Below are 13,111 nucleotides of genomic sequence, written 5' to 3'. Positions count from 1 at the left end.
CACTCGAAGCTAATTCTTTAAACGACCGGTGATTGCCGCGGCTGCGTCCGAGCCTTCGAATTAGAGTGGCTGGGCCTTAACTCCCCCTCACCCGCAAATCCCGCTCACTCCCCACAGCAAAATAAAACCACTCACTCCCCGGCAAAGCCTCAGCATTCGGAAACACGATGAACCCATCCCGATCAGCGTGCAGCACGCTCCCATCCTCGCGCACGCCGATCGCCTCGCCCTTCGCGACCGCATCGAACGTCGCCCATTCCCGCACAAACTGATCGTCCTCATGCAGCCGATCGGTCACGCTCACCAGCCGTAGCAACGAAGGCGGCTTCGGCGGCTCGGCTTGCGGGTCGGCCGCAATCATTCCCAGCAATCGCAGCGCGGAAAGAATCGCCGCATACGCCACCTCGGGCGCAGCCGGATCTTCATGCTGCCCGCATTCAAGCGTCACACCGTAGCCGCCGCGGCTTCGCATGTATTCATTGGTGCCGCGTCCAAAGGCGACTTCCGCCTCATCAGCCGACTGTCCGCCCGTGCGCTGGGCCACTCCGGCGGCGTAGATATCCAGCCAGCCTTCAACCACACGCGGCGTGCCGAGATGCAGCGCAAGCTGCCCTTCCTCGAAAGCACGCGCGAAGGGTTCCAGCGTGCCATCGTTGTCACGCGGCCCGATCATCGCGAAGGCCTCTCCGGCGCTCTGAAACGAATGCAGGTCGAGCAGCACATCGTGCCGATCAAGCAGGGGGCACAGTAGGTTGGTGATTCGGGCTTCGTAGTCGGCGGGTTCGACGCCCGGCGGTGTCGGCTGAAAAAGCCTGTTGAGATTGCGCTCGCCTTCGCGCCGCATGCGCCGACGTGCAAGAGGATTCGCGACGGGCACCATCGTCAGCTCGCCGCGCAGCAGTTGCAGCTTGCCGGTGTCGAAGTCGGCCACCACGCGTTCGATGCCGACGGTGCCGCAGGTCTCGTCGCCATGCACGCCGCCGAGCACGATGAGCTTCGGCCCGGGCGTGGGGGACGCGATGCCGTGAATGCGAAGAGAGTCGCTGAGGGGGTCGTTGAGGGTGGGCTCGATGCTGGGGGCTGTCATTTCGCCGGCCATCCTACAACGCCGAGTAGGCAGTTCCTACCGTGTTTGCCGCGATGCCGTGCGACAACATGGCCCACCAAGAGCAATGAATCAAAAGCAACAAATCAGGAGCGAGTCATGCTCACCGCGAAGGCCCCGGCCACAAAGAATGACCGCGTCTACATCGACAAGGTCAAGCCTTGAGCGATCCGTCGAGTTGCTCTCTCATCGCAGTCACGACGCTCTTGTAGTCCCCTGCACCGAAGATCGCGCTGCCGGCCACGAAGGTGTCGGCGCCGGCGCTGGCAACGCGCGCGATGTTGTCGACCTTGATGCCGCCATCGACTTCCAGCCGGATGTCGCGGCCGGTGGCGTCGATGAGCTTGCGCGCGAGTTCGATCTTGCGCAGCGCCGAATCGATGAAGCTCTGGCCGCCGAAGCCGGGGTTCACGCTCATGATCAGGATGAGGTCGATTTCGTCGATGACCCAGTCGAGCGCTTCGAGCCCCAGGCCGGGGTTGAAGACGAGCCCGGCCTTGCACCCCGCGGCCTTGATGGCCTGGATGCTCCGGTGCATGTGCGGCGATGCGTCCGGGTGAAAGCTGATGAAGTCTGCGCCGGCTTGCGCAAAGGCGGCGGCCAGTGCATCGACGGGCTCGATCATCAGGTGCACGTCGATAGGCACGGGCGTGCCGTCGGGCTTTTGCGCGTGCGGCTTGAGGGCGTGGCACACCATGGGGCCGAAGGTGAGGTTGGGGACGTAATGGTTGTCCATCACGTCGAAATGGATCCAGTCGGCTCCGGCGGCGATGACGTCGCTCACCTCGGCGCCCAGGCGCGCGAAATCGGCGGAAAGGATGGAAGGGGCGATGCGAAAGGGGCTGCTCATGGGGCCGGATTGTCGCAGTACAGGGCAAACCCGCGTACGGCGTGCCTTACCATCCGGCGATGTCCAACTTCCCGATGACGGTGCAGGTCGAACCGCGCTTCCTGCCCGACCAGTCGTCGCCCGCCGACCGGGTCTATACCTTTGCGTATGCGGTGACGATCACCAACCACGGCGACGTGGCGGCCCAAGTGATTGCGCGGCACTGGGTGATCCACGACACAGACGGAAACACGCAGCAAGTCGACGGGCTGGGCGTGATCGGCAAGCAGCCCCTGTTGGCGCCGGGGGAATCGTTTCGCTACACCAGCGGCTGCCGCCTTCAGGCACCGAGCGGTACGATGCACGGCAGCCTTTTTATCGTGACGGAACGTGCGGAGCGCTTCGACGTCCCGATTGCCATGTTCGTGCTGGAAGCCGACGCGGGGGGCATGCCCTCCTCGCGCGTGCTGCACTGATCGCACTTTCCTTCTTCGCACCATGAACGCCTCGTGCGCTCCTGGATGTTTCGCCGGGCCCCGCGCCGAAGGGTGGCAGCGCAGCGTTTCCCCCTTGTTTGAATCTTATTGATGACGTCTTTCTTTTCCAGCGATCTGCTGAGCTTCTGGTCCGAGTGGGTCCGCCCCTCGGCCGGCTTGCCGACCGTTTTGTGGGCCTTGCTGCTGGCGGCAGCGGCCGCCTCGGGCCATCTGGTGCAACGCTACATGGGCATGCCCAAGGTGATCGGTTATTCGATCGTCGGCACGGTGGTGGGCTTTGCCGGCTTCGAAGGCGCGATCTGGCCGCTGCAGGGCATCAGCCTCTTCCTGGTCGAACTCGGCGTGGCGATCGTGCTTTTCGAGGCGGGCGGACGCCTGCCGCTGCGCTGGTTTCGGCACAACCCGATGGTGCTGGTGCAGAGCCTGCTCGAATCGACGATCACGTACTTCGCGGTCTTCTGGGTGCTGCACTGGATGGAAGTGCCCGACCCGGTCGCCAACCCCATTGCGCTGATGGCGATCGTCGCGTCTCCGGCCGTACTGAGCCGGGTCGTGATTGACACGCGCGCATCAGGCCCTGTGACCGAGCGCGCGATGACGCTGGCAACGCTCAATACTTTCTATGCGCTGTCGCTCGGCTATGCGCAGGCTGGGCTGATTGAGCATGCGCCGACGGGGCTGCTGCAGAAGCTGTCGCCCGTGTTGGTGGTGCTGGGGATGTCGTTTGTGGTCGGCGCGCTGATGGCGCTTTCGTTGCGCTCGGCATTGCGCGTGATGAGCCCGACCAGCGAAAACACGTCGATCCTGCTGCTCGCGATCATTGCCGCGGGCGCTGCGCTGGCGGCGCACTTCGGCGGTTCGGCGCCGCTGGCGGCGTTGATCGGCGGGGTGCTGCTCAAGGCGCTCAATCCCAAGCCGTGGACTTGGCCCCGGCAGTTGGGCACGGCTGCTTCGCTGATCACGATGCTGATGTTCGTGCTGGTGTCGATCGTCGCCGCGCAAGCCGACTGGAGCCTGCCGGTCGCGAGCCTGGTGCTGGCGGTGATCGGCGTGCGCGCCTTCTCCAAGGTCGCCGGCGTCGCCATCGCCAATCCGGGCAGCGGCGCAAGCTGGAAGCAGGCTTTCTGGGTCGGCTGCGCCATGTCGCCCTTGTCCTCGATTGCATTGCTGATTACGTCGGCCTTCGTCACCGCGTCGCCACTCCTGGGTGCGATGATCACGCAAGTGGCCCTGCCCGCCATCCTGCTGATGGAAGTGCTGGGCGCGGTGATTGCCACCATTGCCATTCACGGCGCGGGCGAGAGTTCCAGGCCGTGGCTGCCTGAGGCGTTTGGGACTGTGGAGGAACAGCGATGAGCTCACGCCCTATGGAACTCCAGGCGGATGGCACGCCTGCGACGCCGGCGAGCCGCATCGTGCCGCTGGAGCGTTTCAACAATTCCGTGGCGTTGTCGCTGGGCGTGGAGCTCGAGCTGCAACTCGTCAACACGCACGACTACGATCTCGCGCCCTACGCGGCGGACATGCTCCGGCTGATGGCCCAGACGCCACTGCCCGGCAGCGTTGTGCCGGAGATGACGTCGAGCATGATCGAGATTTCGACCGACGTGTGCCATTCGGCGCAAGACGTCATCGCGCAACTGACGCCGATCCGCGATGCGCTCGTGCGCAATGCCGACAAACTCAACATCGCAGTGGTCGGCGGCGGCACGCATGCCTTCCAGCAGTGGCACGAGCGGCGCATCTACGACAAGCCGCGCTTTCGGGAGCTGTCGGAGCTCTACGGCTATCTGTCGAAGCAGTTCACCATCTTCGGCCAGCACGTCCACATCGGCTGCCCCGACGCCAACGGCGCGCTGCTGATGCTGCACCGCATGTCGCGCTACATCCCGCACTTCATCGCACTGTCCGCGTCGTCGCCCTTCGTGCAGGGGCAGGACACGCAGTTCGATTCGGCGCGGCTGAATTCGGTGTTCGCGTTTCCGCTGTCGGGCCGGGCGCCGTTCACCTTGTCGTGGAAAGAGTTCGAGAACTACTTCATGCGAATGACGCGCACCGGCGTGGTCCGCAGCATGAAGGACTTCTACTGGGACATTCGCCCCAAGCCTGAATTCGGCACCATCGAGATCCGCGTGTTCGACACGCCGCTGACGGTAGAGCGGGCCGCGGCGCTCGCGGGCTACGTGCAATCGCTGGCGGCCTGGTTTCTGCAGGAGCAGCCTTTCACGCCGTCCGAGGACGACTATCTCGTCTACACGTACAACCGTTTTCAGGCCTGCCGCTTCGGGCTCGACGCCGTCTACGTCGACCCTGCAAGCGGCGAGCACATGCCGCTGCGCGACCACATCCTGATGACGATGACGCAGCTCGAATGGCACAGCGAAGCGCTCAACGCCACGAAGGCGTTGTCCGATCTGCGCACGAGCGTCGAAGCGAACCGCAACGACGCGCGCTGGCTGCGCGAGCTTCAGGGCAAGGAAAAACTGCTGGCCGAAGTGGTTCGGCAATCGGCACTGCGGTTTCGCAGTTCCGCCATCTAAAATACGGGACGGCCACCGACATGAGCAACGGTGAATTCGACCTCATCGCGCGCTACTTCACGCGGCCGGCAAAGCGCTCTCCGTTGGGCGTGGGCGACGATTGCGCACTGCTCGCGCCGGCTGCCGGGATGCAGCTCGCGGTGTCTTCGGACATGCTGGTGGAGGGCCGGCATTTTCTTTCGACGGTCAGTCCCGAGAGGCTTGGGCACAAGTCGCTGGCCGTCAACTTGAGCGATTTGGCGGCGTGCGGCGCGAAGCCATTGGCTTTCACGCTCGCACTTGCATTGCCTGTGGTCGACGAAGCGTGGCTCGAAGCTTTCTCGCGCGGCCTCTTCTCGCTGGCCGATGCGCATGGTTGCGAGTTGATCGGCGGCGACACCACACGCGGGCCGCTCAACATTTGCATCACCGTGTTCGGCGAAGTGCCTGCTGGCGGTGCGCTGCTGCGCTCGGGCGCAAAGGCGGGCGACGATATCTGGGTCAGCGGCACGCTCGGCGATGCGCGGCTCGCGCTCGAAGTGTTTCGGGGCACGCTCGCGTTGCCGGGTGATGCGTTCGAGCTGGCACGCGAGCGGATGGAGCGACCCACGCCCCGCGTTGCATTGGGCCTTGCGTTGCGCGGCATCGCGACTGCGGCGATTGATCTCAGTGACGGGCTTGTCGGCGACTTGGGGCACATCCTGAAGGCCAGCGGTGTCGGCGCACAAGTCGATGCCGATGTTGCCGGAGCCCTTCTTGCTGCGAGCACGGCGATCAGTCCAGAAGTGCGGCGCACCTGCACGCTCGCGGGCGGCGACGACTACGAATTCGCCTTCACCGCGCCGCCTTCGGCTCGGGATGCCGTCGAACAGGCGGGCCGCGTTGCGTCAACGCCGGTCGCGCGCATCGGGCGCATCGAAGCCGAATCAGGGCTGCGCATCGTGGACGCGCAAGGCAGGGCTGTCGCGCAGCGCTTCACGTCCTTCGATCACTTCGCCTGACTGCGCCGCCGGAGTGTCAGGGGCCCAGGGGCCTCAGGCGCGCCGAAGGCTCTCGCCGGCCCCTTCGAGCCGCGCAAACGACGAATCGATTTCGACATCGTTCAGCACGCACATCAGACCGTGATAGAGCTGATTCGGCGACACGGGCTTGTGCAGCAGCGGCACACCGCTCGCGCGGGCTTCGCGCAGGCGCTGCGGCGCGGTGTCCCCGGTGATCAGCAAGGCGGGCAGCGTTTCGCCGAACTCGGCCCGCAGCGCGGCGATCGCCTCGGCGCCTGTGCGCAGTTCGCGAAGGCGGTAGTCACTGATGACCAAACCCGGCGGATTGACGCGCGCCAGCGCCAGCGCTTCTTCGATCGAATCGGCGACGTCGCATTGGCAACCCCAGGCGCCCAGCAATTGGCGCATGCCGGCGCGTACCGCATCGTCGTCGTCGATCACGAGCACGCGCACGTCAAAGACCCGCGCGTGACCGGGCACGACCTCGACGACGCCACTCGCGACACCCATCTGCGCAACCGGCAGGCTGACCCTGAATACGCTGCCGCGACCGGGCCGCGAAAACAGCAACAGCGCATGGCCGAGCGTACGCGCCAGCCCCTGGGCGATGGCCAAGCCAAGCCCCAGGCCCTTGCGTCGGTCGCGCTCCGCATTGCCGAGCTGATGAAACTCCCGAAAGATGTCTTCGTGCTGCGAGGCCTCGATGCCGATGCCGGTGTCCCACACCTCGATCTGCACTTCGGTGCCACGCACGCGGCACGCCACGAGCACGCCGCCATGCTCGGTGTAGCGGATGGCATTCGAGACGAGATTGCGCAGGATCAGCGCCACCAGCGCAGGGTCGGAGCGCACCGCCACATGGGTTTCGCGCGAACGGTAGACGATGCCCTTGGCGTCGGCCTGCGGCGCGAGTTCGTTCTCGATCTTGTTGAGCAGCGGCTGCAGATGAAAGACCTGCATCTGCGGTTCGACCACGCCGGCCTCGATGCGCGAGAAGTCGAGCAATGTGTCGAGCATCTCGGCCGAAGCCTGCCAGGTGGCGCGGGCATTGGCGAGTGCGTCGTACTGCGCCGCGGAAAGCTTGCTGCGCGCCAGCACTTCGAGAAACAGGCCCTGCGCATGAATCGGCTGGCGAAGGTCATGGCTGGCAGCGGCCAGGAACTTGGACTTGGCGAGATTGGCCTCGTCGGCCTTCAGTTGTGCTGCCTGTGCGTGCTCGGTTTCCACCCGCAGGCGTTCGATCAGTTCGATGTTCTCGAATCGCAGGTCGATGGCCGCGCGCGCCGCCTTGGCGCTGTTGCGCGCCTGCCCGAGCAGGGTGACGACGTACAGCACGCCGGCCATTCCCAGTGCGTTGTAGGCCGGATCGCCGAGCGTCCACAGCTTTGACGCGAGCACGACCAATTGCACCGTACCGAAGGCAATGAAGACCGGCAGCACCGGCGCGAGTGAAGACATCGAACTGCCGGCGACGCCTGCCAGCACCGCCACCACGAGCACCGAGCCCGCCACCGTCGTTGTGCCCAGCGCCGCCCAACCGAGCGAACCCCACACCGCGGCGTCGACCGCGTTCAGCACGATCTGCCGCCAGACCAGCTGCCGGGCGCGTTCGGGCGATATCACCGAGGCGAGCGTCCGCCGCGCCTCACGCGCGCAGATGAGCTTCATGAGGATCACGGCCCCGGCCCATGCGCGCAGCGCGAGCACGTTGTGCTCGTTCGAAAGCACCCACACCAGCAGCAGCGCGACGAGGATGGTCGGGATGACCGAGCTGCCGACGTTGCCGCACAGCAGCCGCAATTGCTCGACAAGGGTGCGCCCATCGGCAAGGCGCAGCGGGTTCTTCATCAGGCGACCAGTCCCCTTCGGCGTGCCGCGAAGCCGGCCTCGGAGCGGCTCGATACCTGCAACGCGGCAAGCACGGCCTGCACGTGTCCGCGCACGGTGTTCTCGGAAAGATTGAGCCGCCTGCCGATCACCTTGTTGGAGAGGCCTTGGCACAGCAGGTCGAGCACTTCGAACTGCCGAGGCGTCAGCAACTGGCGGGCCCCGTCCGCATCACCGTGCGCATGGGGCTGCACCGCGGACACAACCTCCTGGCCGCGGCGCAACTGCTCGATCACGGCGAGGATGTTGTCGGCCGTGTCGGCTTTCGAGACAAAGGCGGCGGCGCCGCGCTCCAGGGCCATTCGCACGTTCTGCGGCGCGGCGTCGGACGACAGGATGACCACTGCCGCGTCCGGCCACTTGCGGTTGACCAGCGCGATGCCTTCAAGGCCGTTGAGGCCGTGCAACTGAATATCGAGAAGGACCAGCGCCGGCTCYGTCATGGCGGTCTTCATGCCTTCTTCGAGCGACGCGGCTTCGGCCACTTCGAGCTCGGGAATGCCGGACAGCAGCACCATGCGCAGCCCGCACCTGAACAGCGCATGGTCGTCGATAAGCAGGATTCGGGGCGGCAACATGACCCGCGAATTCTGCGCGAAGTCAGCCCCGTCCAAATGGACTATTTACCGCATGCGCCATTGCGGGAATCATCCGAGTGCCATGAAACCCCTGATCGAAATCCGGCGCATCGCAGCGGATGCTTACTACTATCGCATCAGCGCCCAAGGATTCGAACCGCAGGACGCCGGCGGCACCTTCACGTCGCTGGAACAGTGCCTCTTTGACGCAGGGGCGTCGCTCAACCACTACTTCGCGAGCGTGGAGATGAATTTCGAGGGCATGTTCCTCGGTGCCTGTGCGACCGAAGCGTTGCGCGCGAACCCTAAAGCGGTCGCTCAGCGCATTGAGCAGCATTTTCAGGCGGCCTGAACGGGCAGGCGTTCCTCGCCTATCTCTCTGCCTTCTCTCAGCTTTCTCTCAGCCCGTGGCGCAACGCTTCGATGAAGCTGCGGCTTGCCGCCGACAGCGAACGCCCCCGCTTGGTCACCACCGAGATGTCGCGCGACACGCGCGGTGCGGTGATCGGCTTGATGACCAGCGCAGGATTCTCCGCAGCCTTTGCGAAGGCCGAAGGCATGATCGACGGCCCCATGCCGCTCGCCGTCATCCATATCGCGGTCGACAGGAACGACACCTCGTTGACCACGTTGAGCGCGACGCCGGCGCGTGTGGCCGTACCGTCGATCAAGGGGCGGATGCCGTAGCCCGGCCGCACGGTGATGAGGGGATGCCCGCCCAGGTCGGCCCAGCGCACAGCCTTCTTTTGCGCGAGGGGATGCTCTGGCGTGCAAACGAGGCTCAGGTGATCGCGCAGCAAGGTCTGTGTCTCGACCTCCGCGCCCGACCGCTCGGGCGTGCCGATGCCGAAGTCCACATGCTCGCCGATGATGCGCGAGACGAATTGCTCCGGCGCGCAGTCGTCCACGAGCACACGCACCTGCGGATGCGCTTCATTGAAGCGGCGGATGGCCGGCGGCATCAGGAACGAAGCCAGCGTCGGCGTGATGGCGAGGCTGACGCGGCCGCGCTGGAGCGTCGAGAGTTCGAGAAACCCAGCGCTCAACGAATCGACATCGCGAAGGATGCGTTCCGCCGTCGCCAGCATTTCTTCAGCCGCCGCCGTGGGCTGAAGCGAACGAGTGGTGCGGTCGAAGAGGCGCGCGCCGAGTCCGTCCTCGAGTTGGCGGATCAGCATGCTGACGGCGGATTGCGTCACAAAGAGCTTTTCGGCCGCGGCACTGAGCTTGCGCAACTGATGCACGGCCAGAAACGCGCGCAACTGCCGGATGGTGGGGCTGAACTTCTGATTCATCAGAAAACATCATATTTCATTCGGAATTTATTGATTTACGAATGAATATCCCTGGCGTCAAATGGCGCCGGAGACAAGGCAGTCCGACCCCCACAGAGGCATCGATCCATGAAGAAACTAGTCCGCGCCCTGGCGCTGCTCGGCGCGTCCTGCGCGCTTCTTGCTGGTGCAGCGCACGGCCAGGCGGCCAGCAGCAACAGCAGCGACTTTCCGAACAAGCCGATCCGCATGATCGTCACCTTCCCGCCCGGAGGAAGCGCCGATGCGATCGTCCGCATGCTCGTGCCGAGGCTCAACGAAAAGCTTGGCCAGCCCGTGATCGTCGACAACCGGCCGGGCGCCGGAGGCAACGTCGGCCTCACCGCCGTGGCGAAGGCGCCGGGCGACGGCTACACGATGGGCGTCGGCGCAGCCGGCGCGCTGTCGGCCAACGTGAGCCTCTATCCCAACATGCCATTCGATCCCTTGAAGGACTTCAAGCCGGTCGGCATGCTGGCTGCGATTCCGTTCGTGATCGTGGGCCACCCGTCGGTCCCCGCGAAGACGCTGAAGGAACTGATCGCATTGGCAAAGGCCCAGCCCGGCAAGCTGTCGATCGGCCATGGCGGCAACGGCACGGCCATGCATCTGTCGGCGGCGCTGTTCAGCCAGATGGCCGACGTGAAGCTGGTTGAAGTGCCTTACCGCGGATCGGGCCCGGCAGCGCTCGACGCGCTGGGCGGACAGATTCCGCTCGCGGTGGTCGACCTGCCTTCTGCGCTGCAGCAGATCAAGGCGGGCAAGCTGATCGCCTATGCCGTGACCAGTCCGCAGCGCCTGCCCATGCTGCCCGATGTGCCGACAGTGGCCGAGGCCGGATTGTCCGGCTACGACTCCACGGGCTGGTTCGGCGTGGTGGCGCCTGCCGACACGCCGGCGCCGATCGTCGCGCGGATGAACGCGGAGATCGTGGCCGCGCTGAACGACGAGAAGGTGAAGGAGTCGATGCGCATCCTCGGCGTGGAACCGGCGCCGGGCACGCCGAAGGACTTCGACAACTACATCCGTTCGGAAACGAAGAAGTGGGCCAAGGTCATCAAGACCGCCGGCATCAAGCTGGACTGAAAAGTTGAGAGCGCAATGACGAAAGAAGAACTGCAGGCCGACGTCCTCATCGTCGGCGCCGGCCCGGTGGGCTTGACGCTGGCGATGGATCTGGCCTCCCGCGGCGTGAAAGTCGCGATCGCGGAAATCCGCCGCTATGCCGAACCGCCGAACGTGAAGTGCAACCATGTATCAGCGCGCACCATGGAGGTGTTCCGCCGCCTGGGCGTGGCGCAGAAGCTGCGCGATGCGGGCCTGCCCGCGGACTATCCGAACGACGTGGTGTTTCGCACGAGCGTGACGGGCACCGAACTCACGCGCATTCCGATTCCCTGCCGTCGGGACCGCTACACAGAGTCCGAAGGCCCGGACGCTTGGTGGCCCACACCGGAGCCTCCGCATCGCATCAACCAGATTTTTTTGGAGCCGATCCTGCTGGAGCACGCGGCCGCGCTGCCGAACGTGACGCTGCTCAACCGCACGCAGGTGACGGACTTCGAGCAGGACGACGAGGGCGTGCGCGCCACCGCCACGGATCTCGACAAAGGCACGACGCGCACCATCCGCTGCCGATACATGGTGGGCTGCGACGGCGGCGCCTCGGGCGTTCGGAAGGCGATCGGCGCCAGGCTGGAAGGCACCGCCGTGATCCAGCGCGTGCAGTCGACCTTCATTCGTGCCCCTGGGCTGCGCGGGATGATCCCCGGCAAGCCGGCCTGGTCGTACTACTCGGTCAACCCGCGCCGCTGCGGCACCATGTTTGCCATCGACGGACACGAAACCTGGCTGGTACACAACCACCTCAACGCCGAAGAGCCGGAGTTCGATTCGGTCGACCGCGACCAGTCGATTCGCGACATCCTCGGCGTGGGTCCTGATTTCAGCTACGAGGTGATCAGCAAGGAAGACTGGGTAGGCCGGCGCCTTCTGTCCAACCGCTTTCGGGACCGGCGGGTGTTCATCGCGGGTGATGCGGCGCACCTGTGGGTGCCCTACGCCGGCTATGGGATGAACGCCGGCATCGCGGATGCGGTCAACCTTTCATGGCTGCTCGCGGCGCGCGTGCAGGGGTGGGCTGACGAAAGCATCCTCGACGCCTACGAGGCCGAGCGGCAGCCGATCACCGAACAGGTGTCGCACTTTGCGATGGACCACGCGCAGAAGATGATCCGCGCCCGGCGCGCCGTGCCCGCCAACATCGAAGCGCCAGGCCCTGAAGGGGATACCCTGCGCCAAGAGGTCGGACGCGAGGCTTATGAATTGAACGTGCAGCAGTTCTGCTGCGCCGGGCTCAACTTCGGCTATTTCTATACCGGCTCGCCGATCATCGCGACCGATGGCGAGGAACCGCCGACCTACTCGATGGGCAACTTCATGCCTTCGACAGTGCCCGGCTGCCGCGCACCGCATTTCTGGCTCGCGGACGGCCGTTCGCTGTACGACGCTTTCGGGCCCGGCTACACACTGCTGCGTTTTGATCATGGCGCGGATGTCTCGGCGCTCGTGCAAGCCGCGAAGTCGTCGGGCATGCCGCTGGCTCTGGTGGACGTCGACGCCGCGGAAATCCCGCCTGCTTACCGGCATCGGCTGCTGCTCTGTCGCGCGGACCAGCACGTCGCCTGGCGTGGCGACCGCCTTCCGCCCAACGTGGATGAGCTCCTGGCTCGGCTGCGGGGCCAGCCGGTGCAAGAGACAGCCACCGCCTGACGTTTTCGCGCGACGGGCATCGCCGGAGATGCGCGACACTGTCGGCCCATGCCAGTTGCTTCTCCCTCCGGTGCCGCGCCGGATTTTTCGCCGCGCCGCGCCACGTTGCGCTTCATGCTCACGCACCCGGCGCACGTCATTGCGCTGGGCTTCGGCTCAGGGCTGCCGCGACACGCGCCCGGAACCGTCGGCACGCTCTGGGCCTGGGCCGCTTACCTTCTGATGAGCCACTGGCTCTCGGCCCCGACCATCGGATGGGTGATCCTGGCGTCGCTGCCGGTCGGCTGGTGGGCCTGCACGGTCACTGCGCGAAACATGAACATCGCCGACCCGGGGTCCATCGTCTGGGACGAAGTGGTCGCCTTCTGGATCATTCTCTGGATCGTGATGCCCGCGGGGCTCTTCGGCCAGGTCGTCGCCTTTGCGCTCTTTCGCTTCTTCGACGCGGTGAAGATCGGCCCCGTCGGCTGGGCTGATCGGCTCTTCAAGCAACGCGGCGCCACGCCCGAGACCATGCGCTGGAGCGCTGCGGGCTTCGGCATCCTGTTCGATGATCTGGTGGCGGCGTTCTGCACCCTCCTGGTGATCGCCGCGTTGCGTGCATGGTGAA

At 65.4% G+C, this 13,111-nt stretch carries 13 protein-coding genes; 8 read left to right on the top strand and 5 right to left on the bottom strand.

Annotation, left to right across the window (positions count from 1 at the left end):
* Nucleotides 1–76: 76 nt before the first annotated feature.
* Nucleotides 77–1,087, bottom strand: a complete 1,011-nt coding sequence (locus AC1DMA_RS26065) for a succinylglutamate desuccinylase/aspartoacylase family protein (protein WP_478145935.1) — start codon at nt 1,085–1,087, stop codon at nt 77–79.
* Nucleotides 1,088–1,259: 172 nt separating this feature from the next.
* A complete protein-coding gene (gene rpe / locus AC1DMA_RS26060; RefSeq protein ID WP_478128637.1) occupies nt 1,260–1,955 on the bottom strand; it encodes a ribulose-phosphate 3-epimerase in 696 nt (231 codons plus the stop codon).
* A gap of 59 nt (nt 1,956–2,014) precedes the next feature.
* Between rpe and apaG the strand changes: the two genes are divergently transcribed.
* The 4 genes from apaG (at nt 2,015) to thiL (ending at nt 5,951) form a co-directional block, all read left to right on the top strand.
* A complete protein-coding gene (gene apaG / locus AC1DMA_RS26055) occupies nt 2,015–2,410 on the top strand; it encodes a Co2+/Mg2+ efflux protein ApaG (protein WP_478128636.1) in 396 nt (131 codons plus the stop codon).
* A 111-nt stretch (nt 2,411–2,521) separates the two neighbouring features.
* Complete coding sequence (locus AC1DMA_RS26050) at nt 2,522–3,787, top strand: cation:proton antiporter (protein ID WP_478145934.1); 1,266 nt, start codon at nt 2,522–2,524, stop codon at nt 3,785–3,787.
* A 59-nt stretch (nt 3,788–3,846) separates the two neighbouring features.
* Entirely contained in the window at nt 3,847–4,971 is a 1,125-nt protein-coding gene (locus tag AC1DMA_RS26045; protein WP_478145989.1) for a YbdK family carboxylate-amine ligase, read from the top strand.
* A 20-nt stretch (nt 4,972–4,991) separates the two neighbouring features.
* The gene (thiL, locus tag AC1DMA_RS26040) at nt 4,992–5,951 is read left to right on the top strand and encodes a thiamine-phosphate kinase (protein ID WP_478145933.1); all 960 of its coding nucleotides are present in this window, start codon (nt 4,992–4,994) and stop codon (nt 5,949–5,951) included.
* Between the two features lie 33 nt (nt 5,952–5,984).
* On the opposite strand, the gene AC1DMA_RS26035 is transcribed toward thiL, so the two are convergent.
* The gene (locus AC1DMA_RS26035) at nt 5,985–7,799 is read right to left on the bottom strand and encodes an ATP-binding response regulator (RefSeq protein ID WP_478145932.1); all 1,815 of its coding nucleotides are present in this window, start codon (nt 7,797–7,799) and stop codon (nt 5,985–5,987) included.
* The gene (locus tag AC1DMA_RS26030; protein ID WP_478145931.1) at nt 7,799–8,416 is read right to left on the bottom strand and encodes a response regulator; all 618 of its coding nucleotides are present in this window, start codon (nt 8,414–8,416) and stop codon (nt 7,799–7,801) included. Before AC1DMA_RS26030 ends, AC1DMA_RS26035 begins: the two co-directional genes overlap by 1 nt.
* Here AC1DMA_RS26030 and AC1DMA_RS26025 point away from each other — a divergent pair.
* Nucleotides 8,415–8,768, top strand: a complete 354-nt coding sequence (locus AC1DMA_RS26025; protein WP_478145930.1) for a hypothetical protein — start codon at nt 8,415–8,417, stop codon at nt 8,766–8,768. The two genes, AC1DMA_RS26030 and AC1DMA_RS26025, sit on opposite strands and share 2 nt — an antisense overlap.
* Before the next feature lie 37 nt (nt 8,769–8,805).
* Here the strand turns inward: AC1DMA_RS26025 and AC1DMA_RS26020 are convergent, their stop codons facing one another.
* Nucleotides 8,806–9,711: a LysR family transcriptional regulator gene (locus AC1DMA_RS26020; RefSeq protein WP_478145929.1), complete on the bottom strand. Its 906-nt coding sequence runs from the start codon at nt 9,709–9,711 to the stop codon at nt 8,806–8,808.
* 108 nt (nt 9,712–9,819) lie between these two features.
* On the opposite strand from AC1DMA_RS26020, the gene AC1DMA_RS26015 reads away from it, so the two are divergent.
* The 3 genes from AC1DMA_RS26015 to AC1DMA_RS26005 are packed head-to-tail and all read left to right on the top strand — an operon-like array spanning nt 9,820 to nt 13,110.
* Nucleotides 9,820–10,815, top strand: coding sequence for a Bug family tripartite tricarboxylate transporter substrate binding protein (locus tag AC1DMA_RS26015; RefSeq protein ID WP_478145928.1), 996 nt, complete (start codon nt 9,820–9,822; stop codon nt 10,813–10,815).
* 15 nt (nt 10,816–10,830) lie between these two features.
* Nucleotides 10,831–12,501 carry an FAD-dependent oxidoreductase gene (locus tag AC1DMA_RS26010; RefSeq protein ID WP_478145927.1) on the top strand — a complete coding sequence of 557 codons (1,671 nt, stop codon included), beginning with the start codon at nt 10,831–10,833 and terminating at the stop codon, nt 12,499–12,501.
* 48 nt (nt 12,502–12,549) lie between these two features.
* Entirely contained in the window at nt 12,550–13,110 is a 561-nt protein-coding gene (locus tag AC1DMA_RS26005) for a phosphatidylglycerophosphatase A family protein (RefSeq protein WP_478145926.1), read from the top strand.
* The last annotated feature ends 1 nt before the right edge of the window (nt 13,111 follow it).

Source organism: Variovorax sp. 05N34, from assembly GCF_056397405.1.
The sequence above is the reverse complement of the archived record's forward strand: the minus strand, read 5'-3'. Positions and strand labels throughout refer to the sequence as shown.